This window comes from Novosphingobium sp. UBA1939, from assembly GCF_002336885.1.
In the GTDB taxonomy this organism is placed as follows: Bacteria; Pseudomonadota; Alphaproteobacteria; order Sphingomonadales; family Sphingomonadaceae; genus Novosphingobium.
Genome location: NZ_DDFB01000135.1, coordinates 1 through 24,889, shown reverse-complemented (window position 1 = coordinate 24,889; position 24,889 = coordinate 1). Strand labels below are relative to the sequence as shown.

The 24,889-nt window shown below is 67.9% G+C and carries 25 protein-coding genes, 1 tRNA gene and 1 pseudogene; 9 read left to right on the top strand and 18 right to left on the bottom strand.

The annotated features are described in order from the left end of the window. On the top strand, positions 1–464 hold a 464-nt coding region (locus B3547_RS17715), incomplete at its 5' end, for a murein hydrolase activator EnvC family protein (RefSeq protein ID WP_292965270.1). Beyond that, entirely contained in the window at positions 461–1,507 is a 1,047-nt protein-coding gene (locus tag B3547_RS17710) for a potassium channel family protein (protein WP_292965268.1), read from the top strand. The genes B3547_RS17715 and B3547_RS17710, both read left to right, overlap by 4 nt. Positions 1,508–1,520: 13 nt before the next feature. On the opposite strand, the gene B3547_RS17705 is transcribed toward B3547_RS17710, so the two are convergent. Further along, positions 1,521–1,931: a DUF1761 domain-containing protein gene (locus B3547_RS17705; RefSeq protein ID WP_292965266.1), complete on the bottom strand. Its 411-nt coding sequence runs from the start codon at positions 1,929–1,931 to the stop codon at positions 1,521–1,523. A gap of 149 nt (positions 1,932–2,080) precedes the next feature. Between B3547_RS17705 and rimO the strand changes: the two genes are divergently transcribed. Beyond that, positions 2,081–3,475 (top strand): 30S ribosomal protein S12 methylthiotransferase RimO, encoded by a 1,395-nt coding sequence (rimO, locus tag B3547_RS17700; protein WP_125954430.1) that lies wholly within the window; start codon positions 2,081–2,083, stop codon positions 3,473–3,475. Between the two features lie 15 nt (positions 3,476–3,490). Here the strand turns inward: rimO and B3547_RS17695 are convergent, their stop codons facing one another. The 4 genes from B3547_RS17695 to B3547_RS17680 all read right to left on the bottom strand — a co-directional run bounded on the left by B3547_RS17695 (position 3,491) and on the right by B3547_RS17680 (position 8,597). Further along, positions 3,491–5,128, bottom strand: coding sequence for a M20/M25/M40 family metallo-hydrolase (locus tag B3547_RS17695; protein ID WP_292965263.1), 1,638 nt, complete (start codon positions 5,126–5,128; stop codon positions 3,491–3,493). Positions 5,129–5,263: 135 nt separating this feature from the next. Continuing rightward, entirely contained in the window at positions 5,264–6,817 is a 1,554-nt protein-coding gene (locus B3547_RS17690; protein WP_292965261.1) for a hypothetical protein, read from the bottom strand. A gap of 110 nt (positions 6,818–6,927) precedes the next feature. Next, a complete protein-coding gene (locus B3547_RS17685) occupies positions 6,928–7,926 on the bottom strand; it encodes an inorganic phosphate transporter (protein ID WP_124809658.1) in 999 nt (332 codons plus the stop codon). 23 nt (positions 7,927–7,949) lie between these two features. Continuing rightward, the gene (locus B3547_RS17680) at positions 7,950–8,597 is read right to left on the bottom strand and encodes a DUF47 domain-containing protein (RefSeq protein ID WP_124809659.1); all 648 of its coding nucleotides are present in this window, start codon (positions 8,595–8,597) and stop codon (positions 7,950–7,952) included. 294 nt (positions 8,598–8,891) lie between these two features. Between B3547_RS17680 and B3547_RS17675 the strand changes: the two genes are divergently transcribed. Continuing rightward, the gene (locus B3547_RS17675) at positions 8,892–9,722 is read left to right on the top strand and encodes a TorF family putative porin (protein ID WP_125954433.1); all 831 of its coding nucleotides are present in this window, start codon (positions 8,892–8,894) and stop codon (positions 9,720–9,722) included. A 270-nt stretch (positions 9,723–9,992) separates the two neighbouring features. Here the strand turns inward: B3547_RS17675 and B3547_RS17670 are convergent, their stop codons facing one another. Next, on the bottom strand, positions 9,993–10,967 hold the full coding sequence (locus B3547_RS17670; RefSeq protein WP_124809661.1) for a magnesium and cobalt transport protein CorA: 975 nt from the start codon (positions 10,965–10,967) through the stop codon (positions 9,993–9,995). 161 nt (positions 10,968–11,128) lie between these two features. Here B3547_RS17670 and B3547_RS17665 point away from each other — a divergent pair, with 161 nt between their 5' ends. The 3 genes from B3547_RS17665 to B3547_RS17655 all read left to right on the top strand — a co-directional run bounded on the left by B3547_RS17665 (position 11,129) and on the right by B3547_RS17655 (position 14,092). After that, on the top strand, positions 11,129–12,676 hold the full coding sequence (locus tag B3547_RS17665; RefSeq protein WP_292965256.1) for a flavin-containing monooxygenase: 1,548 nt from the start codon (positions 11,129–11,131) through the stop codon (positions 12,674–12,676). A 91-nt stretch (positions 12,677–12,767) separates the two neighbouring features. Next, positions 12,768–13,529: a competence/damage-inducible protein A gene (locus tag B3547_RS17660; protein ID WP_124809663.1), complete on the top strand. Its 762-nt coding sequence runs from the start codon at positions 12,768–12,770 to the stop codon at positions 13,527–13,529. Next, positions 13,526–14,092, top strand: coding sequence for a hypothetical protein (locus tag B3547_RS17655; protein ID WP_292965253.1), 567 nt, complete (start codon positions 13,526–13,528; stop codon positions 14,090–14,092). Before B3547_RS17660 ends, B3547_RS17655 begins: the two co-directional genes overlap by 4 nt. Here B3547_RS17655 and B3547_RS17650 read toward each other — a convergent pair. The 8 genes from B3547_RS17650 to B3547_RS17615 all read right to left on the bottom strand — a co-directional run bounded on the left by B3547_RS17650 (position 14,076) and on the right by B3547_RS17615 (position 19,944). Further along, positions 14,076–15,389 carry an alginate export family protein gene (locus B3547_RS17650; RefSeq protein WP_292965251.1) on the bottom strand — a complete coding sequence of 438 codons (1,314 nt, stop codon included), beginning with the start codon at positions 15,387–15,389 and terminating at the stop codon, positions 14,076–14,078. The two genes, B3547_RS17655 and B3547_RS17650, sit on opposite strands and share 17 nt — an antisense overlap. A gap of 165 nt (positions 15,390–15,554) precedes the next feature. Continuing rightward, positions 15,555–15,770, bottom strand: coding sequence for a hypothetical protein (locus B3547_RS17645; protein WP_124809741.1), 216 nt, complete (start codon positions 15,768–15,770; stop codon positions 15,555–15,557). Between the two features lie 271 nt (positions 15,771–16,041). Then, complete coding sequence (gene rplA, locus B3547_RS17640; RefSeq protein ID WP_124809666.1) at positions 16,042–16,743, bottom strand: 50S ribosomal protein L1; 702 nt, start codon at positions 16,741–16,743, stop codon at positions 16,042–16,044. A gap of 4 nt (positions 16,744–16,747) precedes the next feature. Further along, positions 16,748–17,179 (bottom strand): 50S ribosomal protein L11, encoded by a 432-nt coding sequence (gene rplK / locus B3547_RS17635; RefSeq protein ID WP_124809667.1) that lies wholly within the window; start codon positions 17,177–17,179, stop codon positions 16,748–16,750. A 175-nt stretch (positions 17,180–17,354) separates the two neighbouring features. Further along, a complete protein-coding gene (locus B3547_RS17630) occupies positions 17,355–18,680 on the bottom strand; it encodes a M20/M25/M40 family metallo-hydrolase (RefSeq protein WP_292965248.1) in 1,326 nt (441 codons plus the stop codon). Positions 18,681–18,750: 70 nt separating this feature from the next. Next, positions 18,751–19,287: a transcription termination/antitermination protein NusG gene (gene nusG, locus B3547_RS17625; RefSeq protein ID WP_124809668.1), complete on the bottom strand. Its 537-nt coding sequence runs from the start codon at positions 19,285–19,287 to the stop codon at positions 18,751–18,753. Between the two features lie 47 nt (positions 19,288–19,334). Beyond that, complete coding sequence (gene secE, locus B3547_RS17620; protein WP_124809669.1) at positions 19,335–19,529, bottom strand: preprotein translocase subunit SecE; 195 nt, start codon at positions 19,527–19,529, stop codon at positions 19,335–19,337. Between the two features lie 339 nt (positions 19,530–19,868). Beyond that, positions 19,869–19,944 (bottom strand) — tRNA-Trp (locus B3547_RS17615). A 69-nt stretch (positions 19,945–20,013) separates the two neighbouring features. Here B3547_RS17615 and aat point away from each other — a divergent pair. Then, positions 20,014–20,832: a leucyl/phenylalanyl-tRNA--protein transferase gene (gene aat, locus B3547_RS17610; protein ID WP_292965245.1), complete on the top strand. Its 819-nt coding sequence runs from the start codon at positions 20,014–20,016 to the stop codon at positions 20,830–20,832. A gap of 35 nt (positions 20,833–20,867) precedes the next feature. On the opposite strand, the pseudogene B3547_RS17605 reads toward aat, so the two are convergent. The 4 genes and pseudogenes from B3547_RS17605 to B3547_RS17590 form a co-directional block, all read right to left on the bottom strand. Continuing rightward, positions 20,868–21,050, bottom strand: a pseudogene (locus B3547_RS17605) (DUF2155 domain-containing protein); the annotation flags it as partial. A gap of 253 nt (positions 21,051–21,303) precedes the next feature. Further along, positions 21,304–21,714 carry an NADH:ubiquinone oxidoreductase subunit NDUFA12 gene (locus B3547_RS17600; RefSeq protein ID WP_124809670.1) on the bottom strand — a complete coding sequence of 137 codons (411 nt, stop codon included), beginning with the start codon at positions 21,712–21,714 and terminating at the stop codon, positions 21,304–21,306. Positions 21,715–21,857: 143 nt separating this feature from the next. Continuing rightward, positions 21,858–22,361: a DUF192 domain-containing protein gene (locus B3547_RS17595; protein ID WP_124809671.1), complete on the bottom strand. Its 504-nt coding sequence runs from the start codon at positions 22,359–22,361 to the stop codon at positions 21,858–21,860. After that, complete coding sequence (locus B3547_RS17590) at positions 22,345–22,920, bottom strand: regulatory protein RecX (RefSeq protein WP_292965242.1); 576 nt, start codon at positions 22,918–22,920, stop codon at positions 22,345–22,347. Before B3547_RS17590 ends, B3547_RS17595 begins: the two co-directional genes overlap by 17 nt. Positions 22,921–23,067: 147 nt before the next feature. Between B3547_RS17590 and B3547_RS17585 the strand changes: the two genes are divergently transcribed. Further along, positions 23,068–24,825 carry a fatty acyl-AMP ligase gene (locus B3547_RS17585; RefSeq protein ID WP_124809673.1) on the top strand — a complete coding sequence of 586 codons (1,758 nt, stop codon included), beginning with the start codon at positions 23,068–23,070 and terminating at the stop codon, positions 24,823–24,825. Positions 24,826–24,889 lie beyond the last annotated feature (64 nt).

The window sequence follows — 24,889 nt, the reverse complement described above, 5'->3', positions numbered from 1 at the left end:
CAGCGCCTCGCCCGGCGCCGCCCTTGCGCCCCACGCCGGCCCCGCATGTGCGCGAGGCGGGCGCGCCTGCGCTGTCCTGGCCGGTATCGGGCGCGGTGCTGAGCCGCTTCGGCACGCCGGTTCCATCGGGGTCGGTCGCTTCCGGCCAGCGCAACCGGGGCATCGATCTGGCCGCCTACGCCGGGCTGACGGTGCGCGCCGCCGGTGCCGGCACCGTGATCTTCGCCGGCAACGAGCCCGAACGCTTCGGTCAGTTGATCGTCATCGATCACGGGCAGGGCTGGGCCACCGCCTATGCCTATCTCGGCCAGGTGCGGGTGAAGGAGGGCGATGTGGTGAAGGCGCGGCAAGCGATCGCCAGCATCGGCAAGAGTGGCGAGGCGAAGCGGCCGACGCTGCACTTCGAGCTGCGCCGCGACAACGATCCGCGCGATCCGGTCGTGTACCTGCCAGTCCGGTTGTGAGGCCGGTCGGGCACCTGGCACTGCGCCGGCTGATCCGGGTTCCGGTGTGGGCCGATATCGCGTTGCGGCTATCGGCCGCCTTCGCGCTGCTGGCGCTGGTGGTGCTGATCCACTGGATCGACCGCGAAGGGCTGGCCGACAACCACGACGGGCACGTCAGTTTCCTCGACGTGGTCTATTTCACCATGATTTCCATCACCACGACCGGGTTCGGCGACATTGCGCCGGTCAGCGATCGGGCACGACTGATCGAAACGGTGATCGTCACGCCGATCCGCCTGGCGGTGATCTTCATCTTCGTGGGCACAGCCTACAACTTCATCATCAAGCGCAGCTGGGAGAGGTGGCGCATGGCGCAGATCCAGAATGCCCTGTCGGGTCACGTAGTGGTGCTGGGCTTTGGCATATCGGGTTCCGAGGCGGTCGCCGAACTGATCGCGCGCGGAACCGATCCCGCGACGATCGTGGTGGTCGACGGGGCGGAAGGGCGGCTGGCGGAAGCAGAACGCATGGGGTGCAACGTGCTGCCCGGCGATGCCACCCGCGACACCACGCTGATCGACGTGCGCATCGCCAGAGCCAGCGCGGTCCTGATTTCCGCCGGGCGCGACGATACCTCGATCCTCATCACGCTGACGGCGCGGCATCTGGCGCCCGGTGTGCCGATCAGCACCGTGGTTCGCGCCGCCGACAACGAAGTGCTGGCGCAGCAGGCGGGCGCCACCAATGTTATCAACCCGGTGCGCTTCACCGGGCAACTGCTCGCCGGCACCGCGCACGGGCAGCACACGGCCGGCTATCTTTCCGATCTCGCGTCCATTTCCGGGCGCGTCCACCTTGTCGAGCGGCCGGTGTGCGACGAGGAAGTGGGCCAGCCGCTGACCCGCCTGGCATCCGGCGGGCAGGGCTTGCGCATCTATCGCGGGGGCAAGGCCTATGGCTTCTGGGAAGAGGAAAGCAGGCAACTGGCGCCCGGCGACATGATCGTGGAAATCGTGCCGACCGCGCCGACCGATGGCGCTGTCGGCGCGTCCATGGCCTAACCGTCGCCGGCGATCAGCGGATCACGAAGAACACCAAGCCCATCGCCAGGTAGGCGACCATCCAGAATCCGGCATCAATCAGCGCGAGGCGGGTGGAAATCCGCTGCTGGGTATAGCTGATCCACAGCGACGGGATCACGAAGGCGCCGGCAAGGCCGCCCGACATCATGAAATAGAGCCAGGGCTTCACCGCCAGCGTTTCGGCGCCGACGCGCGCGAACATGTGCCCCATCATCGATGCCGTCACCAGCAGCAGCGCGGCCGTGATCGCCAGCGTGCGCGCGGGTGCGGTGCGGGTGCCGAGGCCGCCAGGGCCGACCTCCTCCAGCTTGGCGCGGCCGAACAGCGGCCCATACCACACTGCGGTCACCGTCAGCGCGGCGAGCATAGCGAGAAACACCGCCAGCCAGTTCACCGGACCCATTCTGCTCTTTCCTCGCTTCCCGCCTCGCGAGACGGTAGCGAGATGACGTCACATTGGCAATTCGCGGGCGCTGCGATGATGGCTGATGACGTCGAATGATGATGCCGCATGATGACGGGCGGCGCGAATCCGCGTAAGGCGCGGTCGCCATGACATCCCAGGATTCCCCGCTCACGCTTCCCGAACCGCCGCGCGTCGGCATGGTCAGCCTTGGCTGCCCCAAGGCGCTGGTCGATTCCGAACGCATTCTCACGCGCCTGCGCGCCGATGGCTATGCCATGAGCGCGGACTATGCCGGGGCCGACGTGGTGCTGGTCAATACGTGCGGTTTCCTCGATTCGGCCAAGGAAGAAAGCCTGGCCGCGATCGGTGAGGCGATCGCCGAGAACGGCCGCGTGATCGTAACCGGGTGCATGGGCAACGAGGCGGAGCTGATCCGGGCGAAGTTCCCCGACGTGCTGGCCGTGACCGGCGCGCACCAGTACGAGGCGGTGGTGGAAGCGGTGCACGAAGCCGCGCCGCCCAGCATGGGGCCGTATATCGACCTGATCCCGCAGGCGCTGGACGACCAGGGCGGGATCAAGCTGACCCCGCGGCATTACAGCTATCTCAAGATTTCCGAAGGCTGCAACCACGCCTGCGCATTCTGCATCATCCCGTCGCTGCGCGGCAAGCTGGCCAGCCGGCGCATCGATGCCGTGCTGCGCGAGGCGGAGAAGCTGGTGGCGGCGGGGACCAAGGAACTGCTGGTCATCAGCCAGGATACCTCGGCCTACGGCGTGGACGTGCGGCACGAGGAGCGCGCGTGGAAGGGGCATCCCGTGCGCACCCACATGACCGACCTGGCGCGCGAGCTGGGCCAGCTGCGCACGCCGCAGGGCGAGGTGCCGTGGGTGCGGCTGCACTACGTGTACCCCTACCCCCACGTCGACGCAGTGATTCCGCTGATGGCCGAAGGGCTGGTGACGCCCTATCTCGACATTCCGTTCCAGCATGCCGCGCCCAGTGTGCTCAAGGCGATGAAGCGCCCCGCCAACGAAGCGAAGGTGCTCGAGCGCATCAGGGCATGGCGTGACATCGCGCCCGATCTTGCCATCCGGTCGAGCTTCGTGGTCGGCTTCCCCGGCGAGACCGAGGCGGACTTCCAGTACCTGCTCGACTGGCTGGACGAGGCGCAGCTCGACCGCGTGGGCGGCTTCCGCTTCGAACCGGTGGATGGCGCCAGCGCCAACCACCTGCCCGATCCGGTGCCGGAGGAGGTCAAGGAAGAGCGCTACGCCCGGCTGATGGAAAAGACCGAGGCGATCAGCGCGGCCAAGCTTGCCGCCAAGGTCGGCCGCACGATCCAGGTGATCGTGGACGAGGTGGGCGAGCCGGACGAGGACGGCGATCTGGGCGCGACCGCGCGCAGCCAGGCGGATGCCCCGGAAATTGACGGCGCGGTCTATCTGCGCAACGTGCCCGCCACGCTGAAGCCGGGCGATTTCGCGCAGGTGCGGATCGAGGACGCCGATGCGCACGACCTCTATGGTGTGATCGCCTGAAGCGATCTCCCGCTCCTACTGGTTCGGGTCCGCCACCTTGAACGGATCGGTCGGCGCGGGCTGCGTGGGCAGCGGGCTGCGCGGCAGTTCCTTGTCGCTGTTGGCCGCCTGCCACAGCATCCCTGCCAGGATCACCGAGGCTTGCCGCATGTCATCCGCGCGCATGTGGTCCAGCGTGTCGATGCTGGAATGGTGGACGCGGCTGTCGTAATCGAGCGGGTCCTGGATGAACTGGTAGCCGGGCAGGCCGATCGACTGGAGATAGACGTGGTCGGTTCCGCCGGTCTTCTCCGCGACGACGCGGCCCGCGCCCATCGCCTTGAACGGGGCCAGCCAGTCGCCCAGGATCGCGCCCGCGCCCAGGTTGCCTTCGGCATAGATGCCGCGGAACCGGCCCGATCCGTTGTCCATGTTGAAGTAGGCTTTCAGCGCCGTGTATTCGGCCTTCGGCGTGATCGGGAAGGCGTTGCGCCACGCCACGTAGGATTCAATGCCCGTCAGCGCGGGATCGACCGGGCGCGAGGCAAGGTGCTGTTCGATATAGGCGCGCGAGCCGAGCAGACCCTGCTCCTCCCCGCTCCATAGCGCGAAGCGGATCGTGCGCCGGGGCCGGACGCCCAGCTTGGCGATCAGCCGCGCGGCCTCGATCACCGCCACGCTGCCGGCACCGTTGTCGTTGGCGCCATCGCCCGCGATCCAGCTGTCGAAATGCGCGCCGGCCATGACATAGCCCGCCTTGGGATCGGTGCCGGGGATTTCGGCGATGACGTTCTCCGCCATCAGGTTCTTGTCGTCGAAGCGCGCCTCGATGTTCAGTTCGATCTCGGGCGCGGCCCCAGTCTTCGCCAGGCGGACGAGGCGGCGGTAATCCTCCTGCGCCAGTTCCATCGCCGGCACGGCCAGCGTCTTGCCGGGCACGAAGTCATAGCCTTCGCCATGGACCAGCTTGCCATCGCGATAGCTCATGCGCACCAGCGCGAGCGCGCCTTCGGCCTTGAGGAATTCGGTCAGCTTGCGCAGGAAGCTGCGGTTGCGGATCTGCAGCGCGGCGGCTTCGGGATCGAAGCGTGGCTGGTCGAACTTGTCGAATTCGCCGATCTCGGCATCGGTATAGCGCTTGAACACCGGGTCCTTGGATTCGCTGGTCGCGCCCGGAAGCGAGACGAGCACGATGCGGCCGGCGAGCTTGCCCTTCCATTCGGCGAAGTTCTCTTCCCGGCTCATCGGCGCGACGATCACCGGCGCGCGCACCGCGCCCGTGGTCGGCGGCGACCACGCCACCGGAATTGCCGTCAGCGCGAGCGGGCGGGGCGAGACCATCGCGGCGGACCAGCCGTCGGCGTTCCAGCCCAGCCCGAAGTTGAACGGTTCGGCATGGATATTGGCCAGGCCATAGCCGCGCAGCACGTCCATCGCCCAGCGTTCCGCCTTGCGGTGGTTTTCCGAATTGGTGAGGCGCGGGCCGATGCCGTCCATCAGCTGGCTGGCGGTGGTCATCACCGCGCTGCGGTTCATGCCTTCGTCGATGATCCGCGCGACGGCGGCGTCCTCCGCCGGCCCGGCCAGCGCGGGCGCGGGCAGCAGCGGCGCGAGCAGGACAGAGAGCGCGGCGGCGGCGCGAAGGGCGCCATGATAGGCGGGACGGCTGGACATGGAAAAGGTTCTCCCCGGAAGGGTTCGGGCCGAAATGGACAAGGCTGCATCCTGCCATCGCCGCGCGCTTTGCCAAGGGGCAATGCCCGGAAATCCCACGCCCTTTTTGGCCACTTCCCGCGCGCGATCGCGTCGTCAGCGCCGCGCGGGGCGCAGGTCTTCCGGAAGATCGCGGCCTGCGCGATCGTAGGCGGCGCGCAGATCGGCGTCGGCGTCCATGAGTTCGCGTGCGCGGGGCAAGGTCCTGGCCGGATCGGGTACGAGGTCCGTGTCTTCTGGCTGGAGCAGTGTCAGCACGTCGGTCCGCATCTTCGGATCGGCGAGGCCGTCCTTCAGAAACTGCCGCGCGGCCGTCTCGTCCCCAAGGCATTGGGCCGCCCGCACCGACGCTGTCACCGCATCCCGCCAGTGGGCATAGACCGCCTCGCGCAGCAGGCGCTGGTCCTGGCCGGGCTGCGCGTGGTGCGTCGCGCAGAGGCGCAACGCCGACGCGGAAAGCCGGGCATAGGGGGAACCCTGCTCGTTGGCGACCTCGGTTGCGAGCGCGGCGGCCAGCATCGCCCGGTCCCACGCCCCGTGGCGCACCAGCCGTCCGGCGTTGTTGATGACGAAATTGACCATCCAGCCGCGCTCGCGCCAGGGCAGGGCGGTGAGCCGGTCGAACAGGGCGTCCGCTTCGGCCGTGCGGCCCAGCGCGTCGAGCGCGCGCACCTCGGCATTGATGATCCAGCCGTCGTACTCGCCCGCCTTGCGCAACCCCTTGTCGGTATGATCGATCCGTTGCGCCGCCACGATCGCCTCGTCGAACCGTCCGGCATCGACCAGCGCATCCACCAGGCGCGACAGCACCAGGCGGTCCTCTGGCGCCTTGGAGAGATCGGCGGTGCCGGTCTCCACGCCCTGCAGCAGCATCGTTTGAGCATGGGGGCCGACGCGGCGAGCGAGCATGGGCCAGCCGCTTTCGTAGTCACGATCCACCAGCATACCGAGCGTGGGCTCGGCGTCGCGCAGTTGACCCACCAGCATCTCCGCCACGGCGCTATCGCCCGCCGCCAGCGCCGGGCGCAGAGCCTCGGCCGCCACGGAGCCGCGCATCTCGGGGGTGAGAGACGGAAACGCCGGCGACCGGGCCAGCGCCAGCACCGCGCGATCCTGGTTGCCGATGGCGGCCGTGCGGAGGCCGACGAAGACGGCGGGCCGCTGCAGGCCGGCGAACTCCGCCGCGTTGCCGCGCGCCGCGACATGGCCAAGGTGCTCGGCATAGGCATCGCCGTTGCCCGCGCGCAGGGCGGCCTGCATGGCGAGGAAATCGACCAGCACGCGCAGTTCGTCCCCGTCGCGGCCGAACCCCAGCCCCTCGGCCTGCTCCCCCTCGCGCAGCGCATCGGGATAGCGGTCCTGGAACAGCGCGCAGTTGGACCGGAGCAGCGCGGCAATGGCCATCAGCCGCTGCGCCGGGCGCCGCCGCGCCATCTCGTCGGTATAGGGCACGGCCTCGCAGACCGAAGGCTTGCCGAGCTTGACCACTTCCTTGCCGAACCGGTCGAACAGCGCGGCATCGTCCATCGCCGCGATGTTTTCGGCCGGGGTCGCCGCGCGGGCGGGGGTGGCAAGCGGCGCAAGGGGCAGGGCCGTGGCCGCTAGCCCCGCACCTGCCATCAGTGCGCGAAAACCTGCGCGAACCGCCATATGCTCCGTGCCCCTGTTGCCGCGCGCCTAACCGCGCACCGACGCAGAGTGTCGCGCGGGAAGCCCGCTGTCAAAGCCCGAACGGGCCTATGCTCAGAACAGCCCGCCGTTCAGAACAGGCGGGTGAGCAGGTAGAACGCGGCGCCCACGGCGGCGCTGGCGGGAATGGTGATGAACCACGCCACGACCACGCGCGTCGCCACGCCCCAGCGCACCGCGCTGGCGCGGCGGGCGGCGCCGGTGCCGACGACCGAGCCGGTGATGGCGTGCGTGGTCGAGACAGGAATGCCCATGGCACTGGCGCCGAACACCACGATCGAGCCGGCGGTGGAGGCGCAGAAGCCGGTGTGGTGGTTGAGCTGGGTCAGCTTGCTGCCCATCGTCTGGATGATCTTCCAGCCGCCCGAGAGCGTGCCCAGCGAAATCGCGGCGTAGCAGGCGATCACGACCCATTCGGGCACGTGGAATTCGCCTTTCAGCGTGCCCGTGGAATAGAGCAGCACCGCGATGATCCCCATCGTCTTCTGCGCGTCGTTGCCGCCGTGGCTGATCGAATAGGCCGCGCTGCTGACCAGGTGGAGCGACTTGAACACGCGCTCCGCCCGGCGCGGCTGGTATCCGCGGAACAGCCAGCTGGTGATCAGCACCATCAGCATGGCCAGCGCGAAGCCGATCATCGGCGACAGGAAGATCGCGACGATCGTCTTGCTGGTGCCCGAGCTTTCCACTGCGCCGAACCCGCCGTGCATGATGCCCGCGCCCAGCAGGCCGCCGATCAGCGCGTGGCTGGACGAGGAGGGAATGCCCTTCACCCAGGTCAGCACGTTCCAGAACATCGCGCCGATCAGCGCGCCGAACACCACCGCCGGCGTCACCACGTCCTTGTCGATGATGCCCTTGCCCACCGTTTCGGCGACGTGCAGGCCCACCATCCAGTAGGCCACGAAATTGCCGACGGCGGCGAACAGCACCGCCTGTACCGGCGAAAGCAGCCGCGTGGAAACCACCGTGGCGATGGAGTTGGCCGCGTCATGCAACCCGTTGAGGAAATCGAAGGCCAGCGCCAGCGCGATGAGGCCGACCAGAAGCGGAAAGGCGATTTCGTGCATGGTGCGCGTTCCCGGCCGGCCGATCAGGCGTGGTCGATGACGAGGGCGTCGATCTCGTTCGCGACATCCTCGAACGCGTCGGCGATCTTTTCGAGGTGCTTGTAGATTTCGCGCGAGACGATGAAGGCGACCAGATCGCCATCGCCGCGCCGGGTGATGAAGTTGGCCTTCAGCCCCGCCTGGTGAACAAGGTCCACTGCGCCTTCCAGCTTGACGATGCGCTCCGTCAACTGGTGCAGGCGCGCGCCGTTGCGTTCCACGTCGCGCAGCAGGGGCATCGCTTCCGCGATGAGGTCGCAGGCTTCGACGATCTTGTCGGCCATGGCCTGCATTTCCGGCTCGAACTTCGCGACTTCGTAAAGCTCGATGGCCGATGCGGCGGCCTGCATTTCGTCGATCGTATCGTCCATGGCGGCGATCAGCGAGGTGATCGCGCCGCGATCGAACGGCGTCAGGAACGTGCGGCGCACGGTGTAGAGCACTTCGCGGATGATATCGTCCGCCTCGTGCTCGCGCTTGCGGATCGTGGCGATGTATTCCGCCGCATTGCCTTCCGAACGGGTCAGGCGCGAGAGCGCCTCGGCGGCGGCCACGAGCGTTGCGGCGTGGCGTTCGAACATGTCGAAGAAATCGCCGGACTTGGGCAGGAGGCGCTGGAACCAGCCGAACATCGCTATCGCTTCCGTAAAAAGTTCTGTCCCTGGAGCGAATCGCGGTCTGCGCGCGGTGCTCGTCGCGCGCACTAGGAGAGTTGCCCGCCTCTCTCAATATGAACGTGCCATATTGTCCACCGGCGCGGCGGCGCGCGAGCCAGCAACATTTCCTTACACGAAGGCAAAATGGGGGCAAAAATGGCTGCCTATCCCAACGGCTCCGGCGTGAAGCGGCCCCACACCAGACAGAGTGGCAGCGCGCGGCGGACGCAGGCGGAACGTTCCCAAGACAAGTCCAGGGAGGACGTTCCAATGTTCTATCGTGTCGCGGCGGCGGTTGCCGCGCTTGCTTTCTCGGTCCCCGCGCTGGCCCAGGAAGCCCCCAAGCCCATTACCGTTTCCGGGTCTGCCGCCATCGTTTCGGACTATCGCTTCCGTGGCGTGTCGCAGAGTGACCGCGCGCTGGCCGTGCAGGCTGGACTGACCGTGTCGCACGAAAGCGGCCTCTATGTCGGCACCTGGGCTTCCAACCTTTCGGGCTGGGGCACCTTCGGCGGTTCCAACACCGAACTGGACATCTACGGCGGCTACAAGATGCCGATCGGTGGCGTCACGGTGGACGTGGGCCTGACCTGGTACATGTATCCGGGCGGCGCGGACAAGACCGACTTCGCCGAGCCTTACGTCAAGCTTTCGGGCACCGTCGGCCCGGTCAGCCTGCTGGCGGGCGTTGCCTATGCGCCCAAGCAGGAATCGCTGGGCCGCTGGTATCTGAGCGGGGCGTCCTACGCCACCGGCGTGCCCGATGCGCCGGGCGCCAAGTCGGACAACCTCTACGTCTGGACCGACGCCAGCGCGGCGATCCCCAACACCCCGGTCACGCTGAAGGCGCATGTCGGCTATTCGGACGGCAACGCCGGCCTTGGCCCCAACGGCACCTCGGTCGCGCCCACGGGCAAGTATGCCGACTGGATGCTGGGCGCCGATGTGGCGGTCGGCCCGGTGGTGCTGGGCGTGGCCTACGTCGATACCGACATCAGCAACAAGGAGGCGCTCTACCTCCAGCCGAATTTCTCGCAGACCAAGAACGGCTCCTCGATCGCCGGCGCGGCGGTGGTGGTTTCGGGCACCGTTGCCTTCTGATCGCCTGACGATCGGACTTTTTCCGCATGCATGAGCCTGCCGCCTGCCCCCTCATCGGGGCGGGCGGCTTTTTTTGGTACGCCAGCAAATGCGGCGCGTGGGAAGCCCTCCCCGCTGCGACTAGCGCCTCCTGCGGCGGCGCAAGTCTCGCTCCCCTCCCGCTTGCGGGAGGGGCTGGGGGTGGGACCACCCTCTCGGTAGCAGCGCGCTGATCGTCTTTTCCTGATCGATATTTTCAGAATAGTGAAAAAGAATGCGGCATTCTGAAAATCACAGCCAGCCGATCCGCTTGAAACGATACCATAGCCCGCCGCAGACGGAGAGGATCACGCTCCACACCAGGAAATAGCCGAAGCGCCATTTCAGCTCGGGGATATATTCGAAGTTCATGCCATAGATGCCGGCAATCGCGGTGGGCACCGCCAGGATCGCGGCCCAGGCGGCGAGCTGGCGGGTCATCTCGCCCTGGCGGTGCTGTTCCAGCAGGCTGGCGGTCTCGACGATCGCTGCCAGCGTTTCCTTGACGCCGCGCACCCGCGTCAGCGCACGGTGCACATGGTCCAGCACATCGCGGAACCAGATGCGCGCCGCCGGATCGATCGTCGGCAGGTCCGCCTCGACCAGCCGCGCGCACATTTCCTGCATCGGCCCGATCACCCGTTCGAACCGGCGCAACTGGCGGCGCAGGCGGAAAATACGGCGGATCGTGGCCGGCCCGGGGAAGGTTTCGATCGCCGCCTCCTCCATGTCCTGCGCCACGTCTTCCAGCCCATCGGTGATCGGCTGGTAGCCATCGACGATGAAATCGAGAATGGCGTGCAGCACGTAGTCCGGCCCTTCGGCGAGCCGTTCGGCGCTGGCCTCCAGTTCCTGGCGCAGCGTCAGGTGCGCGCGCGTGCTGCCGAAGCGCACCGAGATGATGAAGTCGGCCCCCAGGAAGAACGCGGTCTGGCCATAGGAGATGATCTCGCCATCGTGCAGGCTGGCCGTGCGCGCCACTGCGAACAGCTGCTTTCCGTAGGCCTCCACCTTGGGCAGCTGGCGCGGATTGAGCGCATCTTCCACCGCCAGCGGATGCAGCCCGTATTGCCGGCGCACCCGCTCCATCTCCTCCACGGTCGGTTCGCACAGGCCGATCCAGTCGAACGTCTGGGGCGGCAGCGGCGCGCGCGGCACGCCATCGAGCACGATGTCGACTTCGTGGGCCTGGCCCTGGCTGTAGCGGCGGGACGCAATGATCGGCATGGGCCTGCTTGTGGCAAAGCCCGCAGTCGCGCGCAATCGCCCCTGGCTGGTCCATCGCGGCGGGCCGAGTCGGCAAGCCGCTGAAGGCGCGAATCGGGCTGGCAATTCGCGGGGATTGCGATAGGTTCGGTTGCAATCAGAAACTGGAGGGGTTTGGAATCATGGGTGCAGCCGCGTTGAAGCCGGAAGGGCAGACGGAAAGACCGGCGACCAGCGCCACGCCGGACGTCGACGTGGCGATCGTCGGTGCCGGCCTTTCGGGCATCGGCATGGCCGCGCACATGCAGATGATGTGCCCCGGCAGCAGCTATGCCATCCTCGAGCGGCGCGAACAGATCGGCGGCACCTGGGATCTGTTCCGCTACCCCGGCATCCGTTCCGACAGCGACATGCACACGCTGGGCTTCATCTTCGAACCGTGGAAGCACGAGAAATCGATCGCGGACGGCCCGGCCATTCTCGAATATCTGAACCGCATCGCCGACGAGCGCGGCATCCGCCCGCATATCCGCTTCGGCACCAAGGTGCTGTCCGCCGACTGGGACAGCGCGCGGGCGCTGTGGACGGTGGTGACCGAGGACGAGGCAGGCGCCCGCCGGAGCGTGACCGCCCGGCTGCTGTACCTGGGTTCGGGCTATTACGATTACGACACCCCGCATGACGCGAAGTTCGCCGGCCGCGAGGACTTCAGGGGCACGATCATCCACCCGCAGTTCTGGCCGCGCCATCTGGACTATGCGGGCAAGCGCGTGGTGGTGATCGGTTCGGGCGCGACGGCGGTGACGATCGTGCCGTCGATGACGCACAAGGCCGCGCACGTCACCATGCTCCAGCGCACGCCGACGTGGTACGCGATCCGCCCTGCGCGCGATGCCCTGGCCAACGCGTTGCGCCGCATCCTGCCGGAAAAGGTCGCCTATGCGATCACCCGCTTCAAGAACGTGCGGCTGCAGAACCTGGTGTTCAAGCGCGCCCGCAGCCAGCCGGAAAAGGTCAAGGACTACCTGACCAAGAAGATCAAGGCGGCGCTCGGCGACAAGTACGATGCCAAGACCTTCACCCCGCCCTACGATCCGTGGGACCAGCGCCTGTGCCTGGTGCCCGATGCCGACATGTTCGAGGCGATCAAGGCGGGCAAGGCCGATATCGTGACCGATCACATCGACCGCTTCGACGCCACCGGCATCCAGCTCAAGTCCGGCCGCCATCTCGATGCCGACGTGATCATCACGGCCACCGGCCTGCGCCTGACCATGGGCGGCAAGATCGCGCTGAGCCTCGATGGCGTGCCGATGAACTTCGCCGACCACTTCTACTACAAGGGCTGCATGTTCTCGAACGTGCCCAACCTGGTGGCGGTGTTCGGCTATCTCAACGCCTCGTGGACGCTGCGCGCGGACCTCATTTCCGATTACGCCTGCCGTTTGCTCAACACGATGAAGGCAAAGGGCGCGCACGTGGCGACGCCGGTGCTGGCGGCCGATCACGGGCTGGTCGAGGACAACGTGTTCGATTTCTCGTCGGGCTATCTTCAGCGCGCGCTGACTATCATGCCCAAGAGCGCGGCCGCGCTGCCCTGGCGGCTCAACCAGGATTACGTTTACGACAAGGCGTGGATGAAGGCCTCGCCGATCGAGGACGGCATCCTGGCGCTCGGCCGCGCGCAGCCGGCGGCGCAGGCGCAGCCCCAGCTCGAAGCGGCCGAATAGCGATCGTCCGCTCCGGACCCGCGCGGCCTTTGGGGCATCGCGGCCGGGGCACGCTTGCACTGGCGCGGGTTTGCGGTATCGGTTCTTCCCGATGACCAACGAAACCCGCATCTGGACCGCCGCGCTGATCGTGATCGGCGACGAAATCCTGTCTGGCCGCACGCAGGACAAGAACATCGCGCAGATCGCCACCTGGCTGGGCGTGCAGGGCATTCGCCTGCGCGAAGTGCGCGTGGTGCCCGATGTGATGGATGCGATCGTGGAGGCGGTGAACACGCTGCGCGCGCGCAACGACTATCTGTTCACCACCGGCGGCATCGGCCCCACGCACGACGACATCACCGTGGACGCGGTGGCGCAGGCGCTGGGCGTGGACGTGGAAATCCACCCCGATGCGCGCAAGGTGCTGGAGGACTACTACGCCACCCGCGGCGGTCTGAACGAGGGCCGGCTGCGCATGGCGCGCGTGCCGGCGGGGGCGAACCTGATCGAGAACCGCATGTCGGGCGCGCCGGGCATCCGCATTGGCAACGTGTTCCTGATGGCCGGGGTGCCGCACATCACCGCGCAGATGCTCGACGGGCTGACGGGCACGCTGGAAGGCGGGCTGCCGCTGCAATCGGCGACGATCGGCTGCTGGGTTCCCGAAAGCGAGATCGCCGAGCTTCTCAGCAAGACCGAGAGAGCGTTCGACGGGTGCCAGATCGGCAGCTATCCGTTCTTCCGCGAAGGCCGGGTGGGCGCGAACTTCGTGATCCGGTCGACCGATACCGCGCAGCTCGAAGCCTGCGCGGCGGCGCTGATCGCCGGGCTGGAAGCGACCGGGCGGGAAGCGGTGGCAGGCGGCATTTGACCGTTCGCCGCGCGGGCGCCGTGGCCGTGCTGGCGGCGGCGTCGGTGGCGGGATGCTCCCCCACGCTGCACCGTTTCGAGGCCACGCTGGCCGCGCAGGACAGCGCGACGCAGGCGCTGGGCGAATGGTGCGCGGCGCGCGGTATCGCGCAACCGGCGACGATCCGCGCCATGGCGAACCGGGATGCGCGCGATGCGCCATCGCCCGCCGTGCGCAAGGCGCTGGGGGTGACGGCGGACGAGCCGGTCGCCTATCGCCATGTCCGCCTGGCCTGTGGTGGAACCGTGCTGTCCGATGCGCGCAACTGGTACGTGCCGGCGCGGCTGACGCCCGCGATGAACCGCACGCTGGAGACGACCGACATGCCGTTCGGCAAAGTCGTCATGCCGCTCGGGTTCCGGCGCGAACGGCTGGAGGCGCGGCGTGGGCGGGCGGCGGAATGCCCTGCCGGTACGGTCCTGTCGCACCGCGCGGTCTTGCGTCTGGGTGGGGGAACCGCGATCAGCCTGGTCGTGGAATGCTACACCCGCGCCAATCTGGCGCCGGTCAGAACAGCGCGCTGAGGTTGAACGAGACGTAGCGCGTGGTCCGCCCCGGCGGCGCGTTGGGCGCGTCGGTCAGAAAGCGGCCCTTGGCCAGCAGCACGCCATCCAGTTCCAGCCGCAGATGGCGCGGCAGCAGCCAGTAGCGCAGCCGCGCGTCGAACTGGTGCCCGGCGAAGGAGCCCGACCGGCCGCTGGCATCGCGCACGCCAGTGGTGGCGAAACTGTCGCGCGAGTCGGCCAGCCACATCGGATGATAGGTCGCCAGCAGGTCGAGCCGCCGGTCGGACGCGGTTTCCAGCCGGATTCCGGGCGTCACGATATTGGCGCGCGTGACCGCGTTGTAGATGCCCGAAGGCGCGAAATCGCCGCGCCGCATACCGAACAGCGTATCGAAACGGCCATAGCGGCCACCACTGCCCGCGCCGCTGGCATAGTCGAACTCGATCGACAGGCGCGGGCGCCACGGGCCGGTGAACGTGTAACCCGCATCGGCATGGAAGAACGTGGCGCGCACCGGCAATTCGGGCGCGGTGGCGGCCAGCGAGGTGCGGGTGTGCCCCCACTGGACCATCACCTCCGCCTCGCCATCGGCATGGCCGGGGCGCGGATCGGCGATCACGCGCGCGCTCGCCGTGCTCAGCGACCGGTCGCGGGTAGGGCGGCCGGGGGCGTCGCGTTCGCCGAAATGGAAGAAGCCCAGCTCAGCCGTGACCGGGACCGCCGCGCCCGCGCGCGAGACGGAGCGGCTGACGATCCCGCCCCACAGCACCGCGTCGAAGCTTTCGCGGTCCAGCTCCACCTTGCCGCTGCGCAGCGATGCCGCATCGTCGGGCAGGCGCATCGCCGGCAGCGCATAGATCAGCGTGGCCTGCAAGCCGCGCCGCCCGGCGATGTCCACGCGCACGCCGGTATTGCTGTTGACCGTGTTGCGGTATTCGTCGGCCGCGATCAGCCGGCGCGATCCCAGCGCCAGGGTGAAGCGCCCGCCCTGCACCGAAACCTTGGTGCCCGGCCCCAGTACAGGCCCCAGATCATAGCCGACGAAGGCCTGCACCGGTTCCAGCGTGTTCACTTCGCTGGTGGTCACGGGGGTGCCCGGATCGGCGTTCCACACGCGGCTGTCGTGGATTTCGGCGACCACGCGAATCGGCCCGCTGCGATATTGCGCCAGCACCTGCGTGCGCAGGTTGACCAGCGTATCGCTGCTGTCGAAGCCGGGGCGCGCCTGTCCGTCGATCGCCTCCACGCGCAAGCGCACGTTGCCGGTTACGCGCAGGCCGTCATCCGCTTCCGCCGCGCGTGCGGGTGCCGTCACGGACGCCGTCATCGCGATAGCCATGGAGGCGGTGGACGCTCGCCGCCACAGCGGCCTGGTCCTTCCGGACAGTGTGATCCCCAACGCGCGGCCCCTTCCGCATCGCGCGATTCGCGATAGCGCGCGTTAGAGCGGGGGCGGTCAGCCGGTCAATCTGCCGAAAGATCAATCGTCCCGGGCGAACGGATCTTCCCCGGCGCCGGCGCCGGTCCAGACGCCCGCCTGCGCCTCGACATAGGCTTCCAGTTCGCGCCAGTGCCGGTCCCAGCCGGGGCCGCGCCGGGCAGGGGGCACTTCGGCCTCCACCATGGCGCGGGCGCGCCGCACGGGATTGCCGGCCGGGTCGGAAGGCGGATTGCTGCGAAGCGGATCGTCGGCCATGCGCGCCTCCTGCACCAGCGCCGCCGGCAAGGATAGCGCGCTTGCGAAAAAAGCCGTGGCATCGTTTGCCAATGTAACGCGCAGGCGGCTCACCCCGCTGCGACTAACGCCGCCTGCGACGATGCAAGTCTCGCTCCCCTCCCGCTTGNNTGCGGGAGGGGTTGGGGGTGGGCAGCGCGCCATCGGTGGCGGATACTATGATCGCCACGAAAAAGGCCGGGGAGACATGCCCCCCGGCCCTTTTTCGCGATTGGTCAGGATCGGCCGGAAATCAGCCGCCGTGCACCTGCGCGACGTCGATCTTGAGGCCCGGGCCCATCGACGAGGACAGGCCGACCTTGCGGACGTACTTGCCCTTGGCGCCAGCCGGCTTCGCCTTGACGATCGCATCGACGAACGCGTCGAAGTTGGCGCGCAGCGCTTCGTTCGAGAACGAGAGCTTGCCGATGCCGCCATGGATGATGCCGGCCTTTTCGACGCGGAATTCGATCTGGCCGCCCTTGGCAGCCTTGACCGCTTCGGCAACGTTCGGCGTGACGGTGCCGAGCTTCGGGTTCGGCATCAGGCCCTTGGGGCCGAGCACCTTGCCGAGGCGGCCGACGATGCCCATCATGTCGGGCGTGGCGATGACGCGACCGTAGTCGAGGTTGCCGGCCTGCATGTCTTCGAGCAGGTCTTCCGCACCCACCTTGTCGGCGCCGGCGGCGAGAGCGGCTTCGGCCTTGTCGCCACGGGCGAACACGGCGACCTTCACGTCCTTGCCGGTGCCCGAGGGCAGCGTGACCATGCCACGAACCATCTGGTCGGCGTGGCGCGGATCGACGCCGAGGTTCAGCGCGACTTCGAGCGTCTGGTCGAACTTGGCGCTCTGGAGGTCCTTGAGAAGCTGGATCGCTTCGTCAACGCCATAGAGCTTCTGGTTGTCGCCCAGCTTTTCCGTGAGCGACTTCTGCTTCTTGGTCAGGTTCACCATGGGATCAGCCCTCCACAACCTGCAGGCCCATCGCGCGCGCGGAGCCTTCGATGATCTTCGTCGCCGCGTCGATGTCGTTCGCGTTCAGGTCCTGCATCTTGGCCTGGGCGATTTCGGCGAGCTGCGAGCGCTTGATCGTGCCGGCCGATTCCTTGCCCGGCGTCTTCGAGCCGGACTTGAGACCGATGGCCTTCTTGATCAGGTAGGTTGCCGGCGGCGTCTTGGTGACGAACGTGAACGAGCGATCCGCATAGACCGTGATGATGGTCGGAAGCGGCATGCCCTTTTCGAGTTCCTGCGTGGCAGCGTTGAACTGCTTGCAGAATTCCATGATGTTCACGCCGCGCTGGCCCAGGGCCGGGCCGATCGGCGGTGCAGGCTTGGCATCGCCGGCGGCGACCTGCAGTTTGATGTAACCTTCGATTTTCTTGGCCATTGCTGGCCTCCTTTCTTCCTGTCGGAGACCGGAAGTTCCGGCTCCTCAGAGTGAGCGGTCAGACGAGGGCGAACCCTCTTCCGCACGGATTTCCGGTTGCCCGGAAGCGCGCGCACCTAGCGCAAATGGCGCGAAATGCAAGGGGATTCGGGGTGGGGACGCGGCATGCCGCGCTTCACGGCAGCGCGTTGGCGGCCCCCAGCACTGTCGCCATGGCAGCCGCCGCGCCGCGCACGCTGGCGTCTTCGGCCACGTCGATCCATTCGCTCGGCGCGTGCGCACCGCCGCCATCACCGCCCGCGCCAATGGCGATGGCCGGAATCCCGAGGTTCATCGGCACGTTGGCATCGGTCGACAGGGGCTCGAAGTGCGGCGCGAACCCCTCCGCCCGCGCCGCCGTTGCCGCGATCACCGCAAGCGGCGCGGTTTCGGGCGTAGTGCCGGCGGGGCGATTGCCGATCGGCTTGAAGGTCACGGCGATCCGGCCGCCGTCGGTCGATCGGGCGCGGTTCTCCTCGTTCACCGCCGCCGTGGCGATGGCGTGGAGCGCGGTATCGATCCGGTCGATTTCCGCCGGCGATTCGGAGCGGATGTCGACATCGAGGAAGACTTGCGCCGGGATCGTGTTGACCGAGGTGCCGCCCCCCACGACGCTGGCGGAATAGGTGGTGCGCGGCTGCGTGGGCACGGGAATGCCGTAAAGCCCGGTCACGGTGCGCGCCAGCGCCGCCAGCGGGTTGACGATGCCGAACTTGTCGAAGCTGTGCCCGCCCGGTCCGTCGAACACCAGGCGCCAGCGCCGCGATCCCACTCCGCGCGTGGTGATCCAGCCCGCGCCCGCGCCATCGATGGTGATGAACCCGGCCGCCTGTTTCGCGCGCGGGTCCTGCGCGAAGAAATGGCGCATCCCGCGCAGATCGCCCGGCCCTTCCTCGCCCACGTTGGCGATGAACACGATATCGCGTTCGGTGCGGATGCCGGCCCTGTCCATGGCGCGGACCATCGCCAGCATCACCGCCAGGCCCAGGGTATCGTCGCCGATGCCGGGCGCCATCAGGCGGGTGCCTTCGCGGCGGACTTTCACGTCGGTGCCGGCCGGGAACACGGTATCGAGATGCGCGGCCACGATCAGCGGCGCAAGCGCGGGCTTCGTGCCCCGGCGCGTGGCGATGACGTTGCCGATGCCGTCGATTGCCGCATCGGGCAGGCCGCCCGCGCGCATCATCGCGGCCATGGCGCGGCCGCGCGCCTCCTCGCCGAACGGTGGCGCGGGAATTTCGGTCAGGGTGACGATATCGTCGACCAGCCGGGCATGATCCGCGCGCAACGCCTCCCGCGCGGCGGCGAACCGGGGCGAGGCCAGCAGGCGTTCAAGTTCTCTGGCCAGTTCCCCGGGCGCTTTGGCGGCGGAAGCGGGAACGGGGGCAGGCGGGCGTGGCGCGGCGCTTCCCGCGACCGGCGCGGATGCTGCCGCCAGCGCGAGGATCAGGGTGGTCAGCAACGGACTCTCCGGTCAGCGGCCAGCGCGCGGCGAAAGCGCGCCGGTCCGGCCTGCCGGCGCGTCCGTGGAATTACTTGACCAGTTCGACTTCCTCGAACGCCAGTTCGACCGGCGTGGCGCGGCCGAAGATCGACACGGCGACCTTCACGCGCTGCTTTTCGAAATCGAGTTCTTCCACCGTGCCGTTGAACGAGGCGAACGGGCCGGCGTTGACCTTGACCGAATCGCCGATCTCGTAATCGACCGCAACGTTCTTGCGCGGCTCGGCGGCGGCCTGTTCGCGCGCGCCGAAGTAGCGGGCGGCTTCCTTGTCGGAAATCGGCTGCGGCTTGTTGTTGGTGCCGAGGAAACCGGTGACCTTGGGCGTGTTCTTGACGAGGTGGTAGATGTCGTCGTTCATCGCCAGCTTGGCCAGCACGTAGCCGGGCATGAACTTGCGTTCGACCTGCACCTTCTTGCCGCGCTTCACCTCGGTCACGGTTTCGGTCGGCACTTCCACCGCCTCGACCAGTTGCGACAGGCCGATCCGTTCCGCTTCGGCAAGGATCGAATCGCGCACCTTGTTTTCGAAACCGGAATAGGCGTGGATGATGTACCAGCGAGCCATGGAAAATCCTTGAAGTCTTGTCAGGTGCCGAAGGGAGGCGGCAGGCTTCAGGCCTGCGAGAGCAGCCAGCGCACGACGAAGCCGAACAGGCTGTCGATGCCGAGGAAGAACACCGCCAGGATCAGCATCATGATGCCGACGAAGATCGCGGTGGTGGTGGTTTCCTGCCGCGTCGGCCAGACCACCTTGCGCGCTTCCGCGCGTACCTGGTTGATGAATTCGCCGGGGCTGGTCTTCGCCATGATCCTTGCCGCTTTCGCTACCTGATGAAATCCTGTCTTCCGCCTAGGGGACATCGCCGCCCCGGACAGGTCCGGGAGGGGCAGGCGATGTTTCCGATGTCGGAAGATGGCCGATATCTAGGCGCAAGCCGGCGGATTGGCAAGAGCGGCGAGAGCGGTGGCGGATCGCGACGATTCGCGGGGCGGCGGGCGGCGGTTTGCCGGCGGCGCGATTGCGTCCGTTCCGGACTCTTCGCCGCCGTGCCGCGGGACCGGTCGGGAACGGGTCGCGCGCGTCGCCCAAGCGGACGCACAAACCTGAAAGGAAACGAAAACCTCTCTACGCCGGGGCGGAGAGGATGGCAGGAGTGGCAGGATTCGAACCCGCGGCCCTCGGTTTTGGAGACCGATGCTCTACCAACTGAGCTACACTCCTGTGCTCGGAAAAGCGCCCTTAGTGGGTTGACGGCGCGAGTGCAACCGACTCAAAGACATTTCGACGACGATGACGCCGCCCGACGAACCGATCATCCCGCCCGAGCTGCTGCTCAAGGCCTATCGCGCGGGAATTTTCCCGATGGCGGACAGTCGCGACGATCCCGAGGTGTTCTGGGTGGAGCCGCGGATGCGGGCGATCCTGCCGCTCGACGGGTTCCACCTGTCCCGCTCGCTGGCGCGCACGCTGCGGCGCGGGCGGTTCACGGTGACGTGCAACGCCGCGTTCGATTCGGTGATCGACGCCTGCGCCGCGCCGCGCCCGGATGCGGAGGAAAGCTGGATCAGCCGGCGCATCCGCGAAAGCTACCGCAAGCTGCACGCGGTCGGACACGCCCATTCGATCGAGACCTGGGCCGACGGACGGCTGGTTGGCGGGCTCTATGGCGTGGGCTTCGCCCGCGTGTTCTGCGGCGAAAGCATGTTCAGCCGGATGAATGACGCGTCCAAGGTGGCGCTGGCCTGGCTGGTGGCGGCCTTGCGGCGATCGGGCGCGGAATTGCTCGATTGCCAGTTCACCACGCCGCACCTGGCCTCGCTGGGCGCGGTCGAAATTCCGCAGGAACGATACCTCGACATGCTGCGCCACGCGCAGCGGCCTCACTCGTCGGTGCTGGCGCCAGACGGTTTCGGAGTGGCCGGCTTCGGGGTGGCGGGCTTGGGGGCGGCAGGCTTGGGAGCGGCGGGCGTTGCGGCCGGGGATGGTGCTGGCGCCGGCGCCGGCGCGGTGCTCGGCTTGCCCGCCGGCTTCGCCGCGCTGCTGGCGGAGGCGGGATCGTCCTCCTCGCCGGGGAACTTCATCGCGCAGTCCTTGACCCACACGTCATAGGCCGGGTGCTCGACGACGTTGAGCGAGGGCGAGTTCTTGAACAGCCAGCCCGAAAAGATCTTGTGCCACGCCAGCTTTTCCTGGGTGGTTGCGCGCTCTTCCACGAACAGCTGGACGAAGGCACCGGTTTCCTGCGGGTCTTCCCACGGCGCGGTGCGCTCGCAGGTGGCCAGCTTGACGATCGCGTTGCCGATGCGGCGCGATTCGCCCGTCTTCATCACCAGCACCTGCGTGATGTTGTTGCGCTTGTTGAGGAAGCCCAGCGTGGCGACGCGGTCCTTGACCGGCGTGCCGTATTCGCTTTCGACCACACCGCCCGATCCAGCCGCCGCCGGCGCGCCGGTTTCGGTCGCTTCGGGCGGGGGCGCGGCTTCGGGCTGGCGCTGGCACCCGCCAAGACCCGCCAGCGCCGCGCAGGCGGCAAGCGGAAGCAGCGGCCGGGAAAGACGGTTCATCGGGGCCGGACGGCGCTTATTCCGGAGACCAGGCTTCGTAGTCGCCGGTCGCGGGCGCGCGCTTGCCGCCGCGTTCCAGCGCGCCCTGCGGCCGATAGGCCAGCGCGGTGCCGGTGGCGTTGGGCGTGTAGTCCGCTTCCCAGATGCGCGGCGGCGGCAGATTGCTTTCGGGCACGCCGTCGAAGCCGCCGTGGAGCCAGCCATGCCATTCGGCGGGCACGCGGCTGGCATCGTTGGCGCCATCGTAGATCACCCAGCGGCGTTCCTCGCCCGCGCGCGGATGGCCGGCGGGATAGGGCTTGCGCGAGCGGTAGTACTTGTTGCCCTGCGCGTCGGTGCCCACCAGCTCGCCCTTCAGCGAACTGTCGAGCAGGGTGCCGATGGTGGCGCCGTCCCACCAGGTGAAGATCTTGCCGAGAAAGCTCATGGTGCCGTCATCTTTCGCGAGGGTGGGGGCCGCTTAGCCCCTGAGGGAGGGATTCCGCAAGCCGGGATAGGCCCCTTTTCACGGCTTGCCCCCACGGCAAATGGTCGAAACGGCCATCGTCGGAACCGGACGGCGGCCTGACCCTACCACTCCACCTTGTCGCCCGGTTTGATTCCGAGTTCCGCCGCGCGGCCGCCGTTCAGTTCGAGCACGCCTGCGGCGATGCCGTCCGAGGGCAGCGAGGTCAGGTCATAAGGCACCGCATTGGCGGCGATGTTGAGAATGCGCCGGTCCGGGCCGATGAAGATGATGTCGAGCGGGATGACCGTGTTCTTCATCCAGAACGCGGCGTCGCGCGGCGGGTCCATCGGGAAGATCATGCCTTCGTCCGCGCCCATCGCGGTGCGGAACATCAGGCCCTGCGCCTGTTCCTCACTGGTGCGGGCCACTTCGACGCGGAAGGTGTGCGGTCCTTTGGCTCCGTTGACCGTGAGCGTGACGACCGGCAGGCCGGAAACCGGATGCGTCGCCGGCGCCGAAGCGGCGGGCCGCGCGGCGCTTTTTCCGCCCGTATCGGCCGCAACGGGGGAGCAGCCGATCACGGCCACGGTGCACGCCAGTGCGGCGGTCTTAATCCAGAATTTCATCGACCCATTCTTCCGCTGCCTCGATGCTAGGCTCATCGACCAGTCGGCGCGCGTATGCAAGGGGGTGCCCGGCGCGCAGCAGCGCGGCGACCTGCCGTTCGCGCCGGGCCGGATCGATCTTCGGTCCATCCGTTCCCCGATCCTCGCCCCACGGGCCGAAGCGCCGCTTGCGCGCCATGACCAGCGCGGCGTGGCGGCGATCGCGCTCCGATCCGCGCGCCTCCGCGCGCATGTCCTCGGCAATGCCCGCGTGCCCCAGCGCCTGGTCGATCCGCCGCGCGCCATAGCCGCGCCGCAGCAGGCCCTGCGCCTTCGCCCGCGCATAGCCGGCATCGTCGACATAACCCGCGCGCACGAACCGCGCGACCAGCCCGTCCACGTCGGGCGGGCTGGCGCCATCCCAGCCGCGTTCGCGCAGCTTGCGCGCCAGATAGGCGGCCAGCTTGCCCGCGCTGGTGGCGAAGCGCGCGACATAGGCGAGCGCCATCTCCTCCATCCGCGCCGGATCGAGCGGTTTGGGCGGCCGTTTGCGCCGGTCTGGAACACCTTGCAGATTCATCGCGCCACATTCGTGCCACAGTCAGGATTAAATGAGAACGTCCGCACCCGTACCCCGCGCAAGGGGAACCGGGACACAGTCATGGGCCGTTCACCTGCCGGAGCAGAAACGCCCGGCAGGAAAAAGACAGAGAAACCGGGGTATCGCATGACCGTTACGGACGCCGTTGTGGAGAAGGCGGCTCTCGTTCCCACGCCGAACGACGATGCATTGCCGCGCCGCTATTCCGATTTCGACACCTTCTGCGATGCGCTGGACTATGTCGCGCAGGGCGAGAAGGGCCTCAATTTCCACGATCCGCGTGGCACGCTGACCCGCCCCTACCCTTACGCCGAACTGCGCGCCGACGCGCTGGCGGCGGCCGGCCGGCTGCTGGCCATGGGCGTGAAACCGGGCGACCGGATCGCGCTGGTCGCCGAAACCGGCCCCGATTTCGCGGCGCTGTTCTGCGGCACGATCTATGCCGGCGCCTGGCCGGTGCCGCTGCCGCTGCCGACCAGCTTCGGTGGCAAGGACAGCTATATCGACCAGCTCGCGGTCCAGCTCGCCAGCTCGGACCCGCTGATGCTGCTGTTCCCGGGCGAAATCGCGGCCATGGCCGGCGAGGCCGCCGCGCGGCAGGGCTGCAAGGGCCTGTCGTGGGACGAATTCCACGCCGGCCCGGTTTCGGACCAGCCGCTGCCGCCGGCCGATCCCGACGCGATCTGCTATCTCCAGTATTCGAGCGGCTCGACGCGTTTCCCGCACGGCGTGGCGGTGACGCACCGCGCGCTGCTGGCGAACCTGGCCGGCCACGCGCACGGCATGGGCATCACCACGCCCGACCGCTGCATCTCGTGGCTGCCGTGGTATCACGACATGGGGCTGGTCGGCTGCTTCCTGTCGCCGATCGCCAACCAGGTTTCGGTGGACTACCTCAAGACCGAGGACTTCGCGCGGCGCCCGCTCGCCTGGCTCGATCTCATCAGCCGCAATCCGGGCACCACGCTCTCCTATTCGCCCACCTTCGGCTATGACATCTGCGCCCGCCGCATTTCCAGCCAGAGCCACGTGTCCGAACGCTTCGACCTGTCGCGCTGGCGCGTGGCGGGCAACGGCGCGGACATGATCCGGCCCGACGTGATGCAGAACTTCGTCAACGCCTTCGCCGAGGCCGGGTTCAAGGCGAGCGCCTTCCTGCCCAGCTATGGCCTCGCCGAAGCGACGCTGGCGGTGACGATCATGCCGCCGGGCGAAGGCATCCGCGTGGAACTGGTCGAGGAAGAGCGCCTGTCCGGCTGCCCGCGCGACCTGTCGCGCCCGGCGCGCTACCGCGCCATCGTCAACTGCGGCGTGCCGGTGAAGGGCATGGACCTGGCGATCCGGGGCGAGAACGGCGGCGCGCTGGCCCACCATCACATCGGCAAGGTGTGGTGCCGCGGCTCGTCGGTGATGCACAGCTATTTCCGCGATCCCGAATCGACCGATGCCTGCCTGGTCGATGGCTGGCTCGATACCGGTGACATGGGCTACCTCAATGCCGAGGGCTACCTGTTCATCGTCGGCCGCGCCAAGGACATGATCATCATCAACGGTAAGAACCACTGGCCGCAGGACATCGAATGGGCGGTGGAACAGCTGCCGGGCTTCCACCAGGGCGATATCGCCGCCTTCTCGGTGGAAACCGAGAACGGTGAGGAAGCGCCGGCGGTGCTGGTCCACTGCCGTGTCTCCGATCCGGTGGAGCGGGTGAAGCTGCGCGACCAGATCCGCGAGAAGGTCCGCTCGATCACCGGCATGAACTGCGTGGTGGAACTCGTCCCCCCGCGCACCCTGCCGCGCACCAGCTCCGGCAAGCTCAGCCGCGCCAAGGCCAAGAAGCTCTATCTGGCGGGCGAGATCGAACCCTACCGGCTGGCGGCCTGAGGGCTGGAAGCGAGGGGTTCCCACCCCCAACCCCTCCCGCAAGCGGGAGGGGAGCGAGACTTGC